Here is a 20,814-nt window from a genome sequence, read left to right on the forward strand (position 1 = left end):
CGTCTGCACTCGTCGATCGGTGACGTTCCCCCGATCGAATACGAGCAGGACTACGAGGAATTCAACACCACCCGAAAAGCCCAGTAAGGCTTTTACCTGTAGTCTCCGAAAAACTCAGGCCGATTCAGTTTCCTCGAACAGGAACCACCCCCGCTCCCGCGCTTTGTCTCCAAAATGATTGAGTAATACGGTCTTTCCAATTCCTCGTGTACCCGTAATGAGGGTAGTTCGCTCATGTGTCCCCGGACCGTTGTCCAGCGCGTATGTGAAGTCCTCAATATAGTCGTCCCTGCCGACAAGAAGCGGTGGGGTGGTTCCGGAGCTTGCTTTGAATGGGTTTTTGTTTGGCATGTCCCCATCCTACCTTTTGTATTGTTTTTTATCTTTTTTATTTTTTTTAAAACTCGCTGATCTGCGATGTTCGTGTTGAATGAGCAAGGAAAAACCGAGAAAAAACGTAGAGACGTTGACTATTCATAAGTCGTGAAGGATGGGCTCACCTCTATGGCACCCTCCGAAACGTGTGCGAGGGCTCGAACAGCAACATCAAGAATCTGTCTGCTGGTATCGGAAACCGGACCCGTCGCCTGGTGCGTGGCTTCGCTGCTCACTGGGCGATGTCGGCCCTGGGCGTGATCGCCTCTAATCTAGCCAAGATCAGTTCCTACCTCGACCGCGTGGAGGCGAACACACCTATCAAGAGCCCGGACCCGACCCCGACCCCACCCGACGGTGGTCGGCGGACCCGTCCTGACTCTGATGTGGTTCCTGTAGAGCAGCCGGACTGGAGCCCGAAGCGTAGACCTGGAGCACCACCGCTCGCGGCATAGAAAACGGTCAAAAACTACAGAGACAGAACCCGATTACACGGACAGCAGATAGACGGTCCGTGCAATCAGCATATCCGGGTATGTCCCCGGGGTAGAGCAAAAGCCCTGCTCGCGTAAATGAACAGGGCTTTTTCTGTAACGGAGGGTGGAACAGGAACTGGAATAGATGTTGTAACAGATCACACCAAGGTTTCCTGAACAATCTCAAACCGTTTCCTGAAACCCTCGAATTTAGTCAGCGCCCCAGAGAGGAATCGAACCTCCGACACCGGCTTTAGGAGAGCCGTGCTCTATCCACTGAGCTACTAGGGCAGCAGCACCAATCTGCAATCGGCCAGCTCACAAGCTGGGCGCCAACCGCGTTGGATTGTGTGCCTGTTCAAGGTTACCGGACAACGCCAAGCGCACCAATTCTGCCGCTTCCTCAGCATCAACACGACACCAAAAGCAAGCTCTACCACCAAGCGCCGCCGCCAACCCCCAAGAATAAGTACCGACGGCACCATCCCGACACCTCACCAGATCCCACTTGTTAGCACCTATTGGGGGAGTGTGACGAGCTTTTTAGACAAATTCGAGCCGAAGCGGCCAGAGAAGCCTAGACTGGAGAAGTCATAATTTTTGCAAAGGAGCTCGAAGAATCATGGCTGAAATCCACCCAATCTTTAATGATGTTGATCGTCGCGCCATTGTTGCTGAGGTCGTTGAAGAAAACGGCACTCCAGTACTGGCGCTCGATGCTTTGGCAGAGGACGGCACCCGCACTCGCGTGCTCACCTTGAACAAGTTTGATGCCAAGCAGCTTTCTGCCGCATGTGACCGCTACATGCACCAGCAGTTCTCCATCGATTACTCCAACGTGAACACCCTGCTGTCTGAGACAGACCGTGCTGAGCTGATTGGCGACGACGACTAATCCAGGTAGAACTTAACCGAGCAATCCCTGCCGCCTGCCTCCGGCCCTCGCCCTTCGGCCTCCGGCCTCCGACCACAAACCAAAGCCCAGCGGCGAGCACCCCGCAACGGCGAGTTCAATCTTTTGGCGGAAATTACATTCAAACCTTGATGCCATGGATGTAATTGGCGGCTAAGGTGGGAACCAGACTCCTTGTAGCAAATTCGCGGCAAGATGAGTCTGGTTTTCCATTTGTCACCAAAAATCCAACACAACACCATATCTGCCACAAACACCGTTCGGTATTAATAAATACAAAAACAGTCCTCAAGGAACACGAGCGAACAACCAAAAAAAAGGGGTGCCCTCATGCGCACAATCCTCGTTATTGGCATTGGCGCCGGTAACCCAGACTTCCTCACCCTCCAAGCGATCGAGGGTCTGTCTAGGGCAGACGTAGTCTTGGCTCTCGATAAGGGCGAAAGCAAGTCGGACCTGTTGGCGCTGCGCGAAAAGATGGTGGTCACTCACGCCCCTGGCACCCCGATCATCGCGGTTGCTGATCCTCAGCGCAACCGGAACCCCGGCGATGAAAAGGCCTATGAGGCGGAAGTGAAAAAGTGGCACATTGAGCGCGCCCGCCTTCTCGCTGAGGCGGTGTATCGTCACACCACTGAGGATGGCGCCGTGGCGTTCCTAGTGTGGGGCGACCCCTCCCTCTACGATTCCACCCTGCGCATCATTGAGCACATGAAGAAGCAGGAAAACCTCGAAGCAAAGATTGAGGTCATCCCCGGAGTCACCGCTTTACAGGTGCTCACCGCCGCACACGGCATCCTGTTGAATCGGATCGGGGAGTCCATCCACGTCACTACTGGCCGCAAGCTCCCGCAGACTTCGGCAGCAGACCGACGCAACTGCGTGGTCATGCTCGATGGTGGCTCCACTTGGCTCGAGGTTGCCACTGAGCACACCTATATGTGGTGGGGTGCGTACCTGGGCACAAAAGATGAGGTGCTTCGCGCCGGGTATGTCCAGGAGATCGGGGAAGAAGTAGCTGAGCTCAAGGCGAAACTCCGCGAAGAGCACGGTTGGATTATGGATACCTACCTGCTCCGCGAGCTGGACTAGCCCAAAATTCGCTCAGGCACCGCCTAGGAAAGCCTAGGAAAGCTGCGCCAGCTTTTCCTGCACCTGGGCCAGGGAGGGGTTGGTGGCGGTGGTGTTGTCTGCGTAGCGCACGGTGGGGACTACGCGGTTGCCGCCGTTGACGGACTTCACCCATTCACTGGCTTCGGCATCCCGGTCTACATCCACCAGCTCAAAGGGGATGTTTGCGCCGCGCAGGCCACGCAGCAGGTTGCGGCAAAATGGGCACCAGTCGGCGTAAAACACGGTCATATTGCTCATTTCAAGCTTCTCCATTCCTTACCCAAGTTTCAAAACGGTAGCGCAGCCCGCTGCTGGCCACCTGCCACCCAGAATCCTTGCTGAGCACAAACCCTGCGTCGAGTGTGGGCGCAAGCACCGCTTGATCGCCGAGTTGTGCGGCGTAGGGGGCGTCGATAAGCGTGCGCTCCACCTTAGCAACGAGCGGCAGGGTAGCGGCGTAGAGTTTGCCGCCGCCGATGATCCAGGCGTCGGTGGTGCGGCTGATGTCGGTGAGTGCGATCGCGCGTGCGCCTTCAAGCCACTGACCTGGAGTTTTGCTGGTCACCACCCAGTTTTCGCGGCCCGGGAGGGGGCGGAAGCGTTCGGGGATGGATTCCCAGGTGGCGCGGCCCATGATGACCGTGGAACCCATGGTGAGGTCCTTGAAATGGGTGAGGTCTTCGGGGAGGTGCCAGGGCATGTCGTTGCCGTCGCCGATGATGCCGTCAATGCTCTGGGCCCAGATTGCGCGCAGCATTTAGACGGCCACCTCGGCGCGGATAGTTGGGTGGGGGTCGTATCCCACAATCTCCACGTCCTCAAAGGTGTACTCAAACAGAGAGTCAGCCTTGCGCAGCTTCAACTGGGGGTAGGGGCGTGGCTCGCGGGAGAGTTGCAGCTCCACCTGTTCGCGGTGGTTGTCATAGATGTGGCAGTCGCCGCCGGTCCAGATGAACTCGCCAACCTCCAGGCCCGCCTGCTGCGCGAGCATGTGGGTGAGCAGCGAGTAGCTTGCGATGTTAAATGGCACCCCGAGGAACATGTCAGCGCTGCGCTGATAAAGCTGGCAGCTCAGTTTGCCGTCGGCCACGTAGAGCTGGAAGAGCAGGTGGCACGGCGGCAGCGCCATGTTGTGCAGCTCCGCCACGTTCCACGCGGACACGATGTTGCGGCGTGAATCCGGATTGTTTTTCAGCATGTCCAGCGCGCCAGAAATCTGGTCTATGTGCTGGCCGTCCGGGGTAGGCCAACTGCGCCACTGCACCCCGTACACGGGGCCGAGTTCTCCCTGCTCATCGGCCCATTCATCCCAGATGGTCACGCCGTTTTCATGCAGGTAGGCAATGTTGGATTCGCCCCTCAAAAACCACAGCAGCTCCCCGATGATGGACTTCATATGCACCTTTTTAGTGGTGATCAGTGGGAAGGCCTCGGCCAGATCAAAGCGCATCTGCGCACCAAACAGGCTGGTGGTGCCGGTGCCGGTGCGGTCATCCTTGTGGCTGCCTTCAGCAAGAATCTTGCGCAGGAGGTCCTCATATGGAGTTGCAATTCCTGCGCCGGAACGCTCAGTGGTGTGGGGCATGCGGGGTGGCCTTTTCATTTATCTACATGGGTGCGCGCCGAGCTCACCGCACCACTACTGGCTGTCCAGGCGGTGCGTTCAACAGCGGCGTTTTCAACATTAGTGCCAACACTAAGCCCGCCGCGAACATTCCACAAAGACCATTCCACAGAGGCCCCAGCAACCCCCGCGCTCTAGGCACGGGGGAGTTTCGTGTACCGACGCCGCCAGCGCCCAGCTCGGGGTAGGGCCAGCGCGCGGGCGCGGCGTTGCAGCTTGGGTGAGGGGAGCGGCAGTGGCAGTGGCAGTGGCTTAGTAGGAGCCGTGCTCCTCACGGAAGGCCGCGATGAGGGAAAGGATTTCCTCTGCCAGCTCGGGGCGGCAAATGAGGATGTCTGGCAGGTAGGTGTCCTTGTTGTTGTAGCGCAGCTCGCTGCCGTCCAGGCGGGAGCAGTGCAGCCCTGCTGCCTTGCATACGCCCACTGGTGCGGCGGAGTCCCATTCGTATTGGCCACCGGCGTGGATGTATGCGTCGTAGTCGCCGAGCAGCACGTGCATTGCCTTTGCACCCGCCGAACCCATGGTTTGGGTTTCAAATCCCAACTTCTCCGCGATGTGCAGCGCCACCTCTGGTGGGCGGTTGTGGGAAAGCGCAATCTTGCCGGAGAATGGACCGGTCACGGCGCGGGCGTCCGAGGAGTGGAACACCACGCCCAAGTCAGGCAGGCCGACGGCCGCATGGGTGGGAATACCCTGTTCAACGAGTGCAATGTGGACTGCCCAGTCTTGGCGCCCGGTGGCAAACTCCTTGGTGCCATCCAGGGGGTCGATAATCCACACGCGGTCCTTACCCAAGCGCTCTGGGTTGTCTGCGGCTTCTTCGGAGAGGAAGCCGTCATCAGGGCGGTGTTGCTCCAGCACGCGTGCGATCCAGTTCTGTGCAAGGTCGTCGCCGGCGTCGCCCAGCTCGCGGCCGCGAAGCACACCCACATTGCGCACGCCTTTGAGGATTTCGCCCGTGCCCTGAGCCAGGCGGTGGGTCAGCGTTGCATCGTCAAAATGAGCAGTCATAGTTGCTCAGTCTAGTTGTTTGGTTGAATAAGGACATGTCCAGCACAGCCAACGAGAGCATTCTCACCCGCTTTCAGCCGCAGGTTTCCACGTGGTTTTCGGAGGTTTTCGCGGCCCCCACGGCGGTTCAACACCAGGCCTGGGAAGCTATTTCTGCAGGTGAGAATGCTCTAGTGGTAGCGCCAACCGGCTCGGGTAAAACCCTGGCAGCATTCTTGTGGGCGCTCAATGGCCTCACGCAACAAGTGGGACAAACCACGTTGGTTTTGCCCGAAATCGCACATGAACCCGCTGCCAAAACCACTCAATCGGGCGTAAAAGTACTTTATATTTCACCGCTGAAAGCCCTCGGCGTGGACGTGGAACGCAACCTCCGCGCCCCTTTGGCTGGTATCAACAACGTGGCGTTACGCCTCGGGCTTGAGCCCAGCAACATCTCTGTTGGTGTGCGCTCGGGTGATACGCCCGCGGCGGAGCGTAACCGCCAACTGCGTCGCCCACCGGATATCTTGATTACCACCCCGGAATCCGCATACCTCATGCTCACTTCCAAGGCCGCGGGCATCCTCAGGAACGTGGAGACGGTGATCATTGATGAAATCCACGCGATCGCCGGCACGAAACGCGGGGTACACCTGGCGCTCACCTTGGAGCGTCTGGAACACCTGGTGGGCAAGCCTGTTCAGAGAGTGGGCCTTTCAGCCACGGTGCGCCCCTTGGACCTGGTGGCAAAGTTCTTGGGCGGGGACCGCCCGGTAGAGATCATCAATCCTCCAGCGGAAAAGCTCTGGGAGCTCAACGTCCACGTCCCAGTGGAGGACATGAGCGATCTGCCCACAGCCGAGCCAGGTTCCACCATCGGGGAAATCACGGTGGAGGATTCCCTGGGGATCACCACGGCGCTGCCCACGGGTGACCCCCTGTTCGATCCAGCGCCCACCGCAGCGCCCGCTATTGAGCCAACCTCCGCCCCAGACCCTTCCAACGGATCCATCTGGCCCCACATTGCCCGTGAGGTGTACCAGGAGATCATGGCGAGCCGCTCCACCTTGGTGTTTGTGAACTCAAGGCGCACTGCAGAAAAGCTCACCAGTCAAATCAATGAGCTGTATGCCGTGGAGCACGCCCCTGATGCGCTTGCGGCGCCGCAGCGCCGCCCACCGGCGCAGGTGATGAGCCCGGGTGACGTGGCCGGTCTCACTGACCCGCTGATCGCCCGCGCGCACCACGGTTCGGTGTCTAAAGATGAGCGAGCACAGATTGAAACCATGCTCAAGGAGGGCTCGCTGCGCGCCGTGGTGTCTACCAGTTCCTTGGAATTGGGAATTGATATGGGCGCGGTTGACCTTGTGATTCAGGTGGAATCGCCGCTGTCGGTAGCCAGTGGCTTGCAGCGCGTGGGCCGTGCCGGACACGTGGTGGGTGCGGTCTCCCACGGCTCGATGTACCCGAAGCACCGCCAGGACCTCGTACAAACGGCGGTGACGGTGGCCCGGATGCGTGAAGGCCTCATTGAGGAACTCTCCGTGTCCAAAAATGCCCTGGATGTGCTCACCCAGCACACTATTGCGGCGGTGGCCATGGAAGATCTCCACATTGATGAGTGGTTTGCGCTGGTCACACGCGCCTACCCGTACCAGGATCTGGACCGCGCGGTGTTCGATGCGGTGATCGACCTCGCCTCCGGCATCTACCCCTCCACCGACTTCGCGGAGCTGCGCCCCCGGATCATTTTCGACCGCATCACAGGCATGCTCTCTGCCCGCCCCGGTGCGCAGCGGGTGGCGGTGACCAGCGGCGGCACCATTCCTGACCGCGGCATGTTCGGAGTGTTCCTCGTAGGTGGTGAGCAGGGCGCGCGCCGGGTGGGGGAGCTGGATGAGGAGATGGTCTACGAGTCCAGGGTGGGGGACGTGTTTACTTTGGGGGCCTCGAGCTGGCGCATTGAGGAGATCACCCGCGATCAGGTGCTGGTCACTCCCGCGCCGGGGCTCACGGGCAGGCTGCCGTTTTGGACGGGCGATCAGCTCGGGCGACCATATGAATTGGGCTTGGCTCTGGGAGCCTTCCGACGCGCTGTGCACGCCGATCCCAGCACCGTTCAGCGCGCGGAGCTGGGGTTGGATGAGAACGCGCAGAACAATTTGCTGCGATTCCTGGAACAGCAGAAGGAAGATACCGGGCTGGTTCCGGATGAGCAGACGCTGCTGTTGGAACGGTTCCGTGATGAACTGGGGGACTGGCGCGTAGTGTTGCATGCGCCGTTTGGCCGCGGTGTGAACGCCGCGTGGGCTTTGGCGGTGGGGGCAAAGATTGCGCAGGAAACCGGGATGGATGCCCAGCCGGTGAGCAGTGACGACGGCATCGTGCTGCGCCTGCCCGATGCGGACACCCAACCAAGCGCGGAGCTGTTCCTGCTAGACCCCGATGAGGTGGAAGAGATCGTTGCAGCCCAAGTGGGCAATTCGGCGTTGTTTGCATCTCGGTTCCGGGAGTGCGCGGCGCGAGCGTTGCTGTTGCCGCGGCGAAACCCAGGTAAGCGCGCTCCGCTGTGGCAGCAGCGTCAGCGTGCCGCACAGTTGCTGGACGTGGCCAGGCAGTACCCGAGCTTTCCCATCATTTTGGAGACGGTTCGGGAATGCCTCCACGACGTCTACGACCTCCCCGCGTTGGTAGAGGTGCAGAGTAACCTGCGCCTGCGCAAGATCCAGATCGCGGAGGTGACCACCCAAAACCCGAGTGCGTTTGCCTCCTCAATCCTGTTCAACTACACCGGCGCGTTCATGTACGAGGGCGATTCCCCGCTTGCGGAAAAGCGCGCTGCGGCGCTGGCGCTGGACCCAACGCTGTTGGCCAAACTGTTGGGTGCGGTGGAGCTCCGGGAACTGTTGGACCAAGAGGTGATCACTGAGGTCCACGAGCAACTCCAACGCACAGCGGAAAGCCGGCGCGCCAAGACCCCGGAGCAGCTCGTGGACGCGCTGCGCATCCTCGGCCCCATACCGCTTGAAACCGCGCAACAGCGCTGCACCTTTGCGCTCGACGAGGCCGCGCTGGCAACAGTGAGCAGTCGCGTCATGCAGGTGCGGATCGCGGGCGTGGAACATTTGGCAGGCATTCACGACGCCCCCCTGTTGCGCGATGCGCTCGGGGTGCCCGTGCCAGCAGGTGTTCCGGCACCGGTGGAACCAATAACCGATGCGCTGGAGCAGTTGGTGCGCAGATGGGCGCGCACCCGTGGCCCATTCCAGTTGGCGCAATTGCAGGAGGCGTTCGGTCTGCCTGCATCGGTTGCGCACCAGGCGCTCATGCAACTGGTGCAGGACCAAGTGGTAATTGAGGGCCGCTTTCGCCAGGGGATTGACGGCCAGGAGTACGTGGCCAAGGAAGTGCTCGCTACCTTACGTAGCAGGTCTTTGGCCCTGGCGCGGGCGCAAACGCAACCGGTGAGCCAAAGCGCGTTCGCCCGATTCCTGCCCGCATGGCAGCAGGTTGCCCCCGTGGGCCAGGCGCCGCAGCTCCACGGAGTTGATGGGGTGCTGGCCGTGATTGAGCAGCTCGCAGGGGTTCGCTTGCCTGCGAGCGCCTGGGAGTCCATGGTGTTGCCTTCTAGGGTTCGCGGCTACCAGCCAGCCTGGCTTGATGAGCTGCTGAACAGCGGCGAAGTGCTCGTTGTGGGTGCTGGCCAAGCCGGGGCCAATGACCCCTGGGTGCGCCTGCTCCCGGTGGACTACGCGGCGCAATTGTTGCCGCTGCCGGACGAGCCCGATGCGGCAAGCGTTGAGCTAGATGAGCCGGACGATGGCTCCAGTGCCACTCAAGCACCCCAAACATCCCGGACATCCCGGGCATCCCGGAGCGGCTACAGCCACATTCAACAACAAATCGTGGAGTTTCTTTCACGCGGTGGAGGGTTCCGTGCGCAGGACATTTTTGCCCACGTCACGGGTGAGGACCTCGGCCTGGTTGCCGGGCAGGCGAGCTTGGACCAGATCAGTGAAGCCATGTGGGGGCTGTTTGAGGCCGGTGTGCTCAGCCCGGACGGCTTCGCTGGCATCCGCGCCCGCCTGGCTCGCTCCCGCGGCGGCTCGGCGGCGCACCGTGCAAAGCGCACTCCGCAGCGCTCCCGCCTCAGGATGGGGCGCACGAGCTTTACCAACGCCGCCGTTGCCGGAGGCGGTGTCGGTTCCGGTTCCCCCGGCGCAGGCGCTGGCGCACAACGGAGCACAGCGGCGCACGCACCGGAATTGGTGGGTAGGTGGAGCCTTAGCGTTGCCCCGGATACCAACGCCACCTCCCGCTCCGTAGCACACGGCGAGGCGTGGCTGGACCGCTACGGCGTGGTCACCCGCGGATCGGTGCAGGCTGAAGACGTACTAGGCGGGTTCGCCCTGGCATACAAGGTGCTCAGTGGGTTTGAGGAATCCGGCAAGGCGTTGCGGGGCTACGTGGTGGAAGGCCTGGGCGCCGCGCAGTTTTCCACCCCCGCGGTAATTGATCGCCTCCGCGGCATGGACGATTCGCCAGATCCCACCACCTGGCCCAGCGGCTCCGAAGAACCAGACGTGTACCTGCTCGCGGCCTGCGACCCCGCCAACCCCTACGGCGCGGCGCTGCCGTGGCCCGGCGAACACCGCGTCTCCAGGGCAGCCGGGGCAGTGGTGGTCTTAGCTGACGGCCTCCCGCTCGCCCACCTCTCCCGCGGCGGCAAAACGCTCACGCTCATCGCCGAGGAACAGGATACCCAAACCCTCAACCTGCACCTCCCGCTCATCGTGTGGGCACTCGGCCAACACCCCCAACGCAATCTCACCATTGAAACCATCAACGCCACCCCCGCGCTCCAATCACCCCTGCTGAGCGCCCTGCGTCAAGCCGGAGCGAGCATCACCCCACGCGGAGTACGAATCCCCACCGCGCAACACAGCAGTGCCGACGCCCCCAGCGCCCACAGCGGCACAGACTCTTTTGGGGTTCAGGGCAGAAAAAATGGGCCTAGCCTGGCGGACGCACTGGAGTACCTGCCCCAAGATGGCACACCAGAACCACGAACAGGCGGATTCCGGTCCGGCGGATACCGCAGGAGGTGAGCAATGCCGGAAGGCGATTCCATTTTTCAACTCTCCCACCGTATGCAGTTCATGCAGGGCCGTAAGGTGCTGCAAAGCAGCATGCGGGTGCCGCGCTACGCCAACGTGCATTTTGAACCGCGCCAAGTGAGCAGGGTTTGGCCTTATGGCAAACACCTGTTCATGGCCTTTGAGGACCTCACCTTGCACACCCACTTGAAAATGGAGGGCACTTGGGCCGTCCACCGCAAAGGCCAGCGCTGGAAGAAGCCAGGCCATACCGCAAGGGTAGTGCTGGTGTTGGACGATCCAGCCGGTCCAATCGAGGTAGTGGGCCACGAACTCGGCTTTGCCAGAGTGTTTCCCACAGACACTTATCCCGAGCCCATTGCCCACCTAGGCCCAGACGTCCTGGACGAGCACTGGCCAGACCGCGGCGAGGCCGAGGCCAAACAAAGAATCCTCACCAACCGCACCCGAGCCATTGGCTTGGCACTGCTCGACCAAACCATGCTCGCCGGAGTAGGCAATGAATACCGCGCGGAAATCTGCTTTGTCTGCGGCATTCACCCCGCAACGCCGGTGGCCGCCGTGGACCTGGACCAAGTGCTCGCAGTCACCCGCAGGCTGATGTGGGAAAACCGCTACTCACCAATCCGAGTGACCACCGGCGTGCGCCGCGCCGGGGAATCCACCTATGTATTTGGGAGAAACAACAAGCCCTGCAGGCGCTGCGGCACGCTTATTTTGAAGTCCACGCTGGTGGACGATCCCACTCAGGAGCTCGAGCGCATCATCTGGTGGTGCCCCCATTGCCAGCCACTTCTCCGTCCCTAAGGCGTGTGTCCTAGGCATGCGCCACAATGGGAGCCATGAAAACAATCCTGAACATCATTTGGTTGATCACCGGCGGCATTTGGTTGGCGCTGGGGTATGTGTTCTTCGGTGTGCTCGCATGTATTTTCGTGGTCACAATCCCCGCGGGTGTGGCAAGCTTCCGCATGGCCAGCTACGCCCTGTGGCCCTTCGGGCGCACCGTGGTGCAACCAGTGAGCCAAGCCAGTTCGTTGAACTCGGTCAGTAACGTGATTTGGTTCGTGGTGGCTGGTCTCTGGCTGGCGCTCGGGCACGTGAGCACCGCCATTGCGCAGGCCGTGACCATCATTGGCATCCCCCTGGCCATCGCCAACCTCAAGATGATCCCGGTGACCTGCTTCCCCTTTGGCAAGACCATCGTGCCAAGCAACGCCGTGCCATTCGGTTACCGGCCCATGGTGACCTTTTAGCCCCCTGTAACCGTGGGGAATGAGGCCGTGGGCGCGTCGGGAAACGTGACACGACGCGCCCTGAGGAGCTAGCGGTTGGCGCGGTACCAGCGGATGAGCTCGTCGGTGGAGGAGTCACCGGAGTTTGCATCCTCCTCGCCCGCCACTGCTGGGGCGAGGTCGTTGGCTTGCTGCTTGCCCAGCTCAACGCCCCACTGGTCGAAGGAGTTGATGTCCCAGATCACGCCCTGCACAAAGGTGATGTGCTCGTAAAGGGCAATCAGGGCGCCGAGCACCGCTGGGGTGAGCTCGGGAGCCAGGATCGTGGTGGTGGGGCGGTTGCCCGGCATAACCTTGTGGGCCACGAGCTCAGCCGGCACGCCCTCAGCGGCGATTTCCTCAGCGGTCTTGCCAAAGGCCAGCACCTTGGTCTGGGCAAAGAAGTTGCTCATCAGCAGGTCATGCATGGAACCTTCGCCGGTGGCGGTGGGCACATCCTGCTTGGGGCGGGCAAACCCAATGAAGTCTGCTGGAATCAGCTTGGTGCCCTGGTGAATGAGCTGGTAGAACGCGTGCTGGCCGTTGGTGCCAGGCTCGCCCCAGTAAATTTCACCGGTGGAGGCGGTGACAGCGGTGCCGTCGCGGCGCACCGACTTGCCGTTGGACTCCATGGTGAGCTGCTGCAGATAGGCGGGGAAACGCCCAAGGTCCTCGGAGTAGGGGAGCACCGCGTGAGTTTGCGCATCGTGGAAGTTGTTGTACCACACGCCCAACAGCGCCATCAGCACTGGCACGTTCTGGGAAAAATCGGCTGTGCGGAAGTGCTCATCCATGGCATGGAAGCCTTCGAGGAAGCGCATGAAGTCCATTGGGCCGATCACTGCCATCAGGGAGAGGCCGATCGCGGAGTCCACAGAGTAGCGGCCACCAACCCACTCCCAGAACCCAAACATGTTCTTGGTGTCAATGCCGAACTCGGCAACCTTTTCCGCGTTGGTGGATACAGCCACAAAGTGCTTTGGTACAGCCTGCTCACCGAGCTTCTCCACGAGCCAACGCTTAGCAGCATGGGCGTTTGCCAAAGTCTCCTGGGTGGTGAAGGTCTTGGAGGCAACCACAAAGAGGGTGGAGGCGGGGTCGCACTCATCGAGTACCGCCACGATGTCCGCCGGATCAACGTTGGACACAAACTTAGCGGTGATGCCGGCGGTCGCGTAGGTGCGCAGCGCTTTGGTTGCCATCGCTGGGCCCAGGTCAGAGCCACCGATGCCAATGTTCACGACGGTCTTGATGGTGTGGCCGGTCGCACCCAACCATGCGCCGGAGCGCAGGGCGGTGGCAAAGTCACGCATGCGGCCCAGCACCTCGTGCACGTCAGCGGCAACGTCCTGGCCATCCACGGTGAGGTCTTGCTCAACGGGGAGGCGCAGCGCAGTGTGGAGCACCGCGCGGTCCTCGGTGTTGTTCAGGTGCTCGCCGCCAAACATAGCCGCGGTCTTTTCCTTCACCTTGGCTTCTTCAGCCAGCTCCAAGAGGGCTGCAAGGACGTCGGCGTCAATGAGGTTTTTGGAGAGGTCAACCCGCAGGCCTGCGGCATCGAAGCTCAAATCCTGGGCGCGCTGTGCATCTGCGGCAAACAGCTCGCGCAGGTTGAATTCCTTACGGGAAAGCTCGGCGAGCTTAGACCATGCGGGGGTGGCGGTGATGGCGGTGGTATCAGAAGCCATGGTTCACGTTCTCCAATGCGTTAATGAGATATTCGGTGATCAGTTCAATTCATGGGCAATAGTGTGGGCGTACATGCGCGCCTCAAAACTGCAACTCATTCCACGGTAGTAGCTCGCGGGCTGTGCTGCCGCTTAGGGCGCTACTAATCCCGCATTCAGTGGGAAGTATTACGTTTTCAGGCGCGGCCCAAGCCTCAAGCCGTCCTGATCCCCGCGCCGCATCCCACTGTGCTGCTGCTGGGTGCGGCGCTGGGGGACGTCGAAAATTGCCCTTTTAGGCCTCGTTTTTGCTGTGGCCGAGCCTGCCGCGACCCATGCGCAGCAGGATGCCCGCGAGGTTGGGGCCTTCCTCGCCGATTTCTTCCCGGAACTGATTAATGATGGCCACCTCACGCGTGTGCACCAGCCGGGTGCCACCAGAACCCATGCGGGTGCGGCCGATGGCCTGGGAGATTTCAGCGCGGCGCTTCACAGCATCCAAGATTTGGCGGTCCAAGCGGTTGATTTCCTCGCGGTAACGCTGGATCTCAGCGTCAGAGAGAGGATCATCGGTGCCGCTTGGCATGCGAATCTCAAAGTGTTCGTCGGAGGAAGTCATGGCATGTATTCTGCCACGAAACCCAAGGGAAATCCCCCGTGTCGGGGCTACGTTGTAGGTTTGGATGTGATGAATACGAACAACCCATTCTCCCCAAGCACCACACGCCAGAGTTCCCCCCAGAATCCATTTGCTTCGCGGAACGAGCCGCGTGCTGAACAGCCGCTTGGAGGTGCGGGGCAGCAGGCGGGCGCAGTGCACCAGCAAGGCTTCGCACCAGTGGCTGACCTTGTAGAGGGCCTCAATCCTCAGCAACTTCAAGCGGTGGAACACATTGGTTCGCCGCTGCTGATCGTGGCTGGCGCAGGCAGCGGTAAAACCGCCGTGCTCACTAGGCGCATCGCGTATTTGATGCGTGCCCGCGGGGTGCACCCCGGCCAAATATTGGCCATTACCTTTACCAATAAAGCCGCAGCGGAGATGCGGGAGCGCGTGGGGCAGCTCGTTGGCCCGCAGGCGCAGAGGATGTGGGTGTCTACATTCCACTCCACATGCGTGCGGATCCTGCGCGAACAGGCTGCGTTGGTGGCTGGGTTGAACACGAACTTCACGATTTATGATTCCGACGATTCCAAGCGGCTGTTCGCCATGATTTCCAAGGACATGCAGCTTGACATCAAGAAGTTCACCCCAAGGCTGCTTGCCACCGGAGTGTCCAACCTGAAAAACGAGCTCATCGGCCCCGAGCAGGCACTCGAGGAGGCAGAAAACACTCGCAACCCCTTTGAGCGGGTGATCGCGCAGGTGTTTGTGGAGTACCAGCGGCGCCTGCGCCTAGCCAACGCGGTGGATTTTGATGACCTCATCGGTGAGACCGTTCGTATCTTCCAGCAGCACCCGCAGGTCACGGAGTACTATCGCCGTCGCTTCCGCCACGTGTTGATCGACGAGTACCAAGACACCAACCACGCCCAATATGTGCTCATCAAGGAGCTCGTGGGTACGGGTGAAGGAGCAAGTGAGCTGTGTGTGGTGGGTGATTCGGACCAGTCCATTTACGCTTTCCGCGGTGCCACCATCCGCAACATCGAGGAGTTCGAGCGTGACTACCCGGAGGCGGAGACCATCCTGCTGGAGCAGAACTATCGCTCCACCCAAACCATCTTGTCTGCCGCCAACGCCGTGATTGCGCGCAATGAGAACCGCCGGGAGAAAAAGCTGTGGACAGATGCGGGCGACGGCGAACGCATCGTCGGCTACGTGGCGGACAACGAGCACGACGAAGCCCGGTTCATTGCCACGGAAATTGATGCGCTCAGCGATCAAGGCGTGGGCTACCAGGACATCGCGGTGATGTACCGCACCAACAGCTCCTCGCGCGCGGTGGAAGACGTCTTCATCCGCACCGGCATCCCATACCGCGTGGTCGGCGGCACCCGCTTCTACGAGCGCAAGGAAATCCGAGACATCATCGCCTACCTGCGCCTCATCGACAACCCCAGCGACGAAGTCTCACTACGCCGCATCATCAACACCCCACGCCGCGGCATCGGTGACAAAGCACTTGCTACCGTTCAGGTCCACGCCGATTCCCTAGGGATCAGCTTCACTGAGGCGCTTCACGACGCGGCCCAGGGCAACATCGGGCTGCTGGGGGCACGCGGGCAAAAGGCGATCGCGGGGTTCCTGGAACTCATGGATGGCCTGCGCGTACCCGAAACGGATCCTGCAACGGGCCTGCCAGATATCGGCGGCACGCTCAACAACATTCTTGATGCCACCGGCTACAGCGCAGAACTGGAAGCAAGCAACGATCCCCAAGACGGGGCTCGGCTGGACAACCTCCACGAACTAGTCTCAGTGGCGCGTGAATTCACCTCAGAAGTGGCCAATCAGATGGGCCTAGATCCTGATACGGACGAGGAGCCGGTGGACCCTACGCAGCCGGAACCCGGTAGCGTGCAGGCATTCTTGGAGCGGGTTTCCCTGGTTGCGGATGCGGACCAGATCCCTGATGACGACCAAGGGGTGGTCACCCTCATGACACTGCACACCGCCAAAGGCCTAGAGTTCCCCGTGGTGTTCTTAACTGGTTGGGAAGACGGCCAATTTCCGCACATGCGCGCACTTGGCGATCCCAAGGAGCTGGCGGAGGAACGTCGCCTCGCATATGTGGGGATCACCCGCGCACGGCGCGTGCTGTATGTATCCAGGGCCATGCTGCGCAGTTCTTGGGGCAACGCGGTGACCAACCCACCATCGAGGTTCCTGGCGGAAATCCCGGAGGAACTGATCGACTGGCGCAGGGAGGAACCAACCTCATCCGGCTGGGACGATGCGTGGAACGCCCCGGCCTCCGGCAGTTGGGGTGGCGAGCAGCCGTGGGGGCAGCGGTCCCCGCAAACCTCACGAAGTCCGCGCAAGCGCGCGATCCCCACGGCGCCGAAAAAGAACAACGACCTCCACCTGGTGGTTGGAGATCGTGTGGTTCATGAAAAATATGGGCTGGGCACCGTGATCGAGGCCTCCGGAGAAGGCGCTCGAGCCACGGTGATGATCGACTTCGGCTCAGCCGGCAAAGTCCGCCTTATGCTGATTGGAGGTCTGCCTTTGGAAAAGCTGTAAGCAGGTAGCCCACGCCTGCTGCGAGCAGAGGCATCAGCACACCAACCACCAGCATGCCAAGGAATACGTTGGCGTCTAGGCCGTGCGTGCTGAAGGCCAGCACCCGGCCGAGGTCATCGTAGGTGGTAGGCGTGGAGGTTGCCAGCTTCATCAGCACGCCAGAACCCAAGCCAATCCACGAGCCAACCCACGCCAACAGCCCAAGCTGCCAGGCGCCAATGCTTGCCAAGGTTGACGGATAAGCACCAATAGCAGCAAGTTGCGCCTGCTGCCTCTTGGCCGCGCGGGAATCCAACACGCTCAACCCAGCCAAGATCACCAAGCAAAGCGCAGAGACCATCAGGGCCACCCGCATTTGCGGTGTGCGGTCTGGTTGTTCCTCAATGTGTGCCACTACCAGCCCGCTTTCAGACGGGGATGTGGTCACAATGGCCTGCGCATCCATTGGGATGTTGTACTCCTGGGCTGCCTGCATTGGCACAAGCATGCCCGTGAAGTATGGCGGCAACACGGCGGCGACTGGCGCTTCAAAGGCCCGCGCACCTTCTTCTGAGCTGAAGTCATCCAAGCGGAACACTGCGGTGTCACCCACATCGGCTGCGCTCGAGACCAGAATTTTGCCCTCGCCCAGCGCCTTGAGTGCTTCGGCCCTGCGCGCGTCGTCAAGCTTGAACAACGCCAAGGACTCGCTGTTGCCCTCGATTGCCTGCACGCCGAGAGTGGCTTGCGCGCTGAAGTCACGAGCTTCGTAGTAATCCCCAGGATTTGCCAGTGTGAACTGGAGGGATTGGCTGAGCGCAGGCAAGGAGGTGCCAGCGGTGTCAGTGCTGGTGGCGAACTGACGGAGGGCGGAATCTTGAAGCTCGACCGAGAAGGAGCCCTCGAAGGTTTGCTGCTCCGCTTGAGTGGTGTAGCTTCCGGTGCTGCTCATCCACAGCCCGGCGAAAGTCAGCGCCGCGATACCCGCGGCAACCGGGACGGACTTGAGCCATTGTCGCCGCAGCAACCGCGCCCCAATGCGTGCGCCGAGCGGACGGGAGATCAGCCCCAACCCGTACACGGCCGCTGGGATCGAGAGCGCAACAGCCGGAATAATGGCCCCCACCACGGTGAAGTACAGCACGCCCACGATGAGGATTTTCCATGTGCTTTCGGGGCCTTCCTCGGTGAATAGAAGGTTGTCATAGTTGGAGGTGAAGCGGGTGTACACAGCGCAAATTATCGCCAGGATCGCCAGCGCTACCGGGCCGATCAGCATCCAAGGCCGCCAGCGCAGCAACCTATCCGCCTGCGCGCCCTCCATGCTGCCCACAATGTTCGCGCGCGAGGCAAAGATTGCTGGCAGGAAAGCGGAAACGACGCTACCAAGTACCGCAATACCGAAGAACGCGAGCAGCCAACCGATTGGGAAGGTAATGGGCCAGGTGGGGAATTGCTGCTTCCACGACACAACAAAGAAGCCGATGCCCGCGAGGGTGCCCAAAGCAGCGCCCAACACGCCGGCGATGAGCCCGTAGGTGGTGACTGCAACCTTGACTGCGCCAGTGGTGGCACCCTGGGAACGCATGAGTGCGTATTCCCTGGTCTTCCTCGTGGAGATCACCGCAAATACCGGCGCAATAAGCAGCAGGAGGATCGTTCCTATCGCGGTGTAAGCGCTGAGACCCAAGAAGGTGAACAACCATCCCTCGAGCCTCGGGTTGTCGAGTACATAAAATCGGTATTCGTCTTGGAACTCCGCTGGAACCTCTTCGATTGGAGGAGGGTTCTGCATGACAGACTGGCTGCGGACCACAAAACCTTGGGCGTTGTAGTCCAACACCTGTTGCCAGGTCATGGGCGTATCCTGCACCAAGATGTACTCAGTGACGGCGTTGGTGGCTTGGCCGATGGGCAAGGTGGGGGAGACCACCGTGGTATCCCAACCCGGTCCGACGTTGGAGACGGTCAAGGTAGTGCTTTGCTCACCATCTTCTGTGGCGAGGGTAGCCTCCACCTGGGACCCGACGCTCACGCCAAGACGCTGCGCATCCCGCTGGGAGAGCACAACCTCGCCGACCTCCGGGGTGTTCTCCCCAAACAGTGAGATTGCTGGGTCGATTGCCGTGACCCATCCTTCCACCGCTGTGCCGTTATTGCTCAACAACACTGTGCCCTGGGAAATGGCGTGCAGCCCGGTGGTGAGCTCCTCGGGTGCGGTGAGCATCGGCTCGGGAAGCGCCGGGTTGTCTTCCACGCCGGTGCAGTGGTTTGACCATCCAGTGATGCCCTGGGTGCACGTACCACCCTGGTACACCAACACATTCTCGCGATTGGTCGTTTGGCTGAAGCGCTCCCGCGAGTGGGACTCCATGGAGAAATAGGAGGCGAGCGCGGTGGGGATCGCGATCAGCACGATGGCGAGCAGTAGCACCCAATGGCGATCTCTGAGCGCAGGGCGCATTGAAACACGAAGCATGTTTTGTCCCTTCTAGTCTGCGATCTGTCCGTCACGCAGGTAGATCACCCGGTCAGCCCACCCTGCAAAGCGAGCTTCGTGTGTGACCAAGATGCCTGCCGCCCCGGCGTCGATTCGCCCGCGCAGGATGCGCATCACGTCATCGCTGGTGGCGGTGTCGAGGGCGCCGGTGGGTTCGTCGGCCAAGATGATGCCGCGGCTGCCGATGAGCGCACGGGCAATTGCAACTCGCTGCGCCTGGCCGCCCGAGATTTCTTCCGGGAAACGGTCAATGATGTCCTCCAGGCCGACTTCGGCGAGTGCGCGCTGGATCTCACCGCGCATTTCTTTGAGCTTTTGGCCGCCGAGCTCCAAGGGGAGCGCAACGTTTTCCCCAACCGTGAAGGTGCTCATGAGGTTGTAGCGTTGGAATACCACGCCGAGATGGTCGCGGCGCAGCTCAGCTGTTTTTTTCTGGCTCATCTGGGAGGTTTCCACGCCATCAATAAGCACCTCGCCGCTGGTGGGTTGCAGCAGCAGGCCGGCGATATTGAGCAGCGTCGACTTACCGGAGCCAGAGGGACCCATCACCGCAACGAGCTCGCCGGGATTCAGCGAGAAACTGACGTTGCGTAGAGCATGCACCCTGTTTGCCTCAGGGCCAAAGGTGCAGGTGACATCGCGAAATTCAAGAGGAAGAGTAGACACGGTGTGCTCCTAAGTCCGTGGGGATTGGGTTGGGCCGGAGTTGTTTGGCTGGTTCTTGATGAGCGACTCTGCGCGTTCCAGCCAACGGACCTCAGCTTCAAGCTCAAAGATCTTGCGCTCGAGGGCGAGGCGTTCTGGGAGATGGGCCTCGGGGAGTGCTTGTGCTGCCCGGTTCAGCGCGCCGAGCTCTGCAATTGTGGATTGCCGTTGCGTATCGAAGGTCTTGAGCAGGCTCTTTGGAGTGAGCCCCACGGCGAGTGCCACGGCCACCTTGGTGACAAGCTCATCCCGGTCATTTTCCGAGCGTTTGTGTGCTGAGGTCCACCACTGATCGAGTTCGGATTGGCCGGATTCGGTGAGCGTGTATACCTTTGCGGCGCGTCCACTGGTGTGTGGGGATTCTGATTGCTCAATGAGTTGGTCGCGTTCCAGGCGGGTGAGTGTCTGGGCAACTTGCCCGATGTTCAGTGGCCAGACGCTGCCCGTGGCTTCATCGAACGCCGTCTGCAAACTTGCTGCGGTGTTGTTGCCCTGAGAGAGCAGCGCAAGTAGCGCGTGTTTGATTGCCATGAGCACCTCCTTTGGTTGGGTGTATGGGACTTTCCGGTGAAGCAGGTGGTAGATAGATACTTACTGGGTAAGTAGTTACCGGGTAAGTGGGACTTTAGTGTTTGGATCGGGGAGCGTCAAGGGGTTTGCGGAAATACGCGGATTGCGGGGGTGCGGGGGGTGGATTGCGTGCAGTCTGGGTGTTTCGGGGCGTTTTGGGTGTTGGTAGATAGCTTAAAGTCGATAGGACGCCGCGTTGGTCGATAGGACGCCGGATTTTGGGGAAAATTGGGTCCTATCGACTTTTAGCTATCGACCTACGGGCCTATCGACCAACGTAATCAGGCACAGCCCCAAGCCAGCCCCCAAACCAACCCCCAAACC

General features: G+C 60.7%; 16 protein-coding genes and 1 tRNA gene. 6 read left to right on the top strand and 11 right to left on the bottom strand.

Features of this window, described 5'->3' with window-relative positions:
- Positions 1 to 114 precede the first annotated feature (114 nt).
- Entirely contained in the window at positions 115 to 351 is a 237-nt protein-coding gene (locus NQ018_RS10515; protein WP_257060869.1) for an ATP-binding protein, read from the bottom strand.
- A 718-nt stretch (positions 352 to 1,069) separates the two neighbouring features.
- A tRNA-Arg gene (locus NQ018_RS10520) sits at positions 1,070 to 1,142 on the bottom strand.
- 331 nt (positions 1,143 to 1,473) lie between these two features.
- On the opposite strand from NQ018_RS10520, the gene NQ018_RS10525 reads away from it, so the two are divergent.
- Entirely contained in the window at positions 1,474 to 1,746 is a 273-nt protein-coding gene (locus NQ018_RS10525) for a cg0963 family protein (RefSeq protein ID WP_257060871.1), read from the top strand.
- A 348-nt stretch (positions 1,747 to 2,094) separates the two neighbouring features.
- Entirely contained in the window at positions 2,095 to 2,856 is a 762-nt protein-coding gene (gene cobF, locus NQ018_RS10530; protein ID WP_257060873.1) for a precorrin-6A synthase (deacetylating), read from the top strand.
- A gap of 33 nt (positions 2,857 to 2,889) precedes the next feature.
- Here cobF and NQ018_RS10535 read toward each other — a convergent pair whose 3' ends face one another.
- From NQ018_RS10535 to NQ018_RS10550, 4 genes are all read right to left on the bottom strand, one after another.
- Positions 2,890 to 3,135 carry a mycoredoxin gene (locus NQ018_RS10535; protein ID WP_257060875.1) on the bottom strand — a complete coding sequence of 82 codons (246 nt, stop codon included), beginning with the start codon at positions 3,133 to 3,135 and terminating at the stop codon, positions 2,890 to 2,892.
- Position 3,136: 1 nt separating this feature from the next.
- Positions 3,137 to 3,634, bottom strand: coding sequence for a dihydrofolate reductase (locus NQ018_RS10540; RefSeq protein ID WP_257060876.1), 498 nt, complete (start codon positions 3,632 to 3,634; stop codon positions 3,137 to 3,139).
- Positions 3,635 to 4,462: a thymidylate synthase gene (locus NQ018_RS10545; protein ID WP_257060877.1), complete on the bottom strand. Its 828-nt coding sequence runs from the start codon at positions 4,460 to 4,462 to the stop codon at positions 3,635 to 3,637.
- A 291-nt stretch (positions 4,463 to 4,753) separates the two neighbouring features.
- Entirely contained in the window at positions 4,754 to 5,512 is a 759-nt protein-coding gene (locus NQ018_RS10550) for a 3'(2'),5'-bisphosphate nucleotidase CysQ (protein ID WP_257039193.1), read from the bottom strand.
- Positions 5,513 to 5,547: 35 nt separating this feature from the next.
- On the opposite strand from NQ018_RS10550, the gene NQ018_RS10555 reads away from it, so the two are divergent.
- The 3 genes from NQ018_RS10555 to NQ018_RS10565 are packed head-to-tail and all read left to right on the top strand — an operon-like array spanning position 5,548 to position 11,867.
- Positions 5,548 to 10,602 carry an Lhr family ATP-dependent helicase gene (locus tag NQ018_RS10555; RefSeq protein WP_257060878.1) on the top strand — a complete coding sequence of 1,685 codons (5,055 nt, stop codon included), beginning with the start codon at positions 5,548 to 5,550 and terminating at the stop codon, positions 10,600 to 10,602.
- 3 nt (positions 10,603 to 10,605) lie between these two features.
- Positions 10,606 to 11,418: a DNA-formamidopyrimidine glycosylase family protein gene (locus NQ018_RS10560; RefSeq protein ID WP_257060879.1), complete on the top strand. Its 813-nt coding sequence runs from the start codon at positions 10,606 to 10,608 to the stop codon at positions 11,416 to 11,418.
- A gap of 35 nt (positions 11,419 to 11,453) precedes the next feature.
- The gene (locus NQ018_RS10565; protein WP_257060880.1) at positions 11,454 to 11,867 is read left to right on the top strand and encodes a YccF domain-containing protein; all 414 of its coding nucleotides are present in this window, start codon (positions 11,454 to 11,456) and stop codon (positions 11,865 to 11,867) included.
- 68 nt (positions 11,868 to 11,935) lie between these two features.
- Here NQ018_RS10565 and pgi read toward each other — a convergent pair whose 3' ends face one another.
- Together pgi and NQ018_RS10575 are read right to left on the bottom strand one after the other, a co-directional pair.
- Entirely contained in the window at positions 11,936 to 13,573 is a 1,638-nt protein-coding gene (gene pgi, locus NQ018_RS10570; protein ID WP_257060882.1) for a glucose-6-phosphate isomerase, read from the bottom strand.
- 274 nt (positions 13,574 to 13,847) lie between these two features.
- Positions 13,848 to 14,171, bottom strand: a complete 324-nt coding sequence (locus NQ018_RS10575; protein ID WP_257060884.1) for a chorismate mutase — start codon at positions 14,169 to 14,171, stop codon at positions 13,848 to 13,850.
- A 69-nt stretch (positions 14,172 to 14,240) separates the two neighbouring features.
- Here NQ018_RS10575 and pcrA point away from each other — a divergent pair, with 69 nt between their 5' ends.
- On the top strand, positions 14,241 to 16,736 hold the full coding sequence (gene pcrA / locus NQ018_RS10580) for a DNA helicase PcrA (RefSeq protein WP_257060885.1): 2,496 nt from the start codon (positions 14,241 to 14,243) through the stop codon (positions 16,734 to 16,736).
- Here the strand turns inward: pcrA and NQ018_RS10585 are convergent.
- Genes NQ018_RS10585 through NQ018_RS10595 form a run of 3 tightly spaced genes read right to left on the bottom strand, consistent with a single transcriptional unit; the run spans position 16,699 to position 20,451 of the window.
- Positions 16,699 to 19,194, bottom strand: a complete 2,496-nt coding sequence (locus NQ018_RS10585) for an ABC transporter permease (RefSeq protein WP_257060886.1) — start codon at positions 19,192 to 19,194, stop codon at positions 16,699 to 16,701. The genes pcrA and NQ018_RS10585 overlap by 38 nt on opposite strands.
- Before the next feature lie 12 nt (positions 19,195 to 19,206).
- Positions 19,207 to 19,881 (bottom strand): ABC transporter ATP-binding protein, encoded by a 675-nt coding sequence (locus tag NQ018_RS10590; protein ID WP_257060888.1) that lies wholly within the window; start codon positions 19,879 to 19,881, stop codon positions 19,207 to 19,209.
- Between the two features lie 9 nt (positions 19,882 to 19,890).
- A complete protein-coding gene (locus NQ018_RS10595) occupies positions 19,891 to 20,451 on the bottom strand; it encodes a PadR family transcriptional regulator (RefSeq protein ID WP_257060889.1) in 561 nt (186 codons plus the stop codon).
- Between the last annotated feature and the right edge of the window lie 363 nt (positions 20,452 to 20,814).

It is taken from the genome of Corynebacterium kozikiae (assembly GCF_024580965.1).
GTDB classification, from domain to species: Bacteria; Actinomycetota; Actinomycetes; order Mycobacteriales; family Mycobacteriaceae; genus Corynebacterium; species Corynebacterium kozikiae.

Coding starts and splice junctions, on each gene's coding strand:
- pgi (WP_257060882.1), bottom strand. CDS start 13,573: ATGGCTTCTGATACCACCGCCATCACCGCCACCCCCGCATGGTCTAAG.
- NQ018_RS10555 (WP_257060878.1), top strand. CDS start 5,548: ATGTCCAGCACAGCCAACGAGAGCATTCTCACCCGCTTTCAGCCGCAG.
- NQ018_RS10575 (WP_257060884.1), bottom strand. CDS start 14,171: ATGACTTCCTCCGACGAACACTTTGAGATTCGCATGCCAAGCGGCACC.
- NQ018_RS10550 (WP_257039193.1), bottom strand. CDS start 5,512: ATGACTGCTCATTTTGACGATGCAACGCTGACCCACCGCCTGGCTCAG.
- NQ018_RS10595 (WP_257060889.1), bottom strand. CDS start 20,451: ATGGCAATCAAACACGCGCTACTTGCGCTGCTCTCTCAGGGCAACAAC.
- NQ018_RS10585 (WP_257060886.1), bottom strand. CDS start 19,194: ATGCTTCGTGTTTCAATGCGCCCTGCGCTCAGAGATCGCCATTGGGTG.
- pcrA (WP_257060885.1), top strand. CDS start 14,241: ATGAATACGAACAACCCATTCTCCCCAAGCACCACACGCCAGAGTTCC.
- NQ018_RS10565 (WP_257060880.1), top strand. CDS start 11,454: ATGAAAACAATCCTGAACATCATTTGGTTGATCACCGGCGGCATTTGG.
- NQ018_RS10535 (WP_257060875.1), bottom strand. CDS start 3,135: ATGAGCAATATGACCGTGTTTTACGCCGACTGGTGCCCATTTTGCCGC.
- NQ018_RS10560 (WP_257060879.1), top strand. CDS start 10,606: ATGCCGGAAGGCGATTCCATTTTTCAACTCTCCCACCGTATGCAGTTC.
- NQ018_RS10525 (WP_257060871.1), top strand. CDS start 1,474: ATGGCTGAAATCCACCCAATCTTTAATGATGTTGATCGTCGCGCCATT.
- NQ018_RS10540 (WP_257060876.1), bottom strand. CDS start 3,634: ATGCTGCGCGCAATCTGGGCCCAGAGCATTGACGGCATCATCGGCGAC.
- NQ018_RS10545 (WP_257060877.1), bottom strand. CDS start 4,462: ATGCCCCACACCACTGAGCGTTCCGGCGCAGGAATTGCAACTCCATAT.
- NQ018_RS10515 (WP_257060869.1), bottom strand. CDS start 351: ATGCCAAACAAAAACCCATTCAAAGCAAGCTCCGGAACCACCCCACCG.
- cobF (WP_257060873.1), top strand. CDS start 2,095: ATGCGCACAATCCTCGTTATTGGCATTGGCGCCGGTAACCCAGACTTC.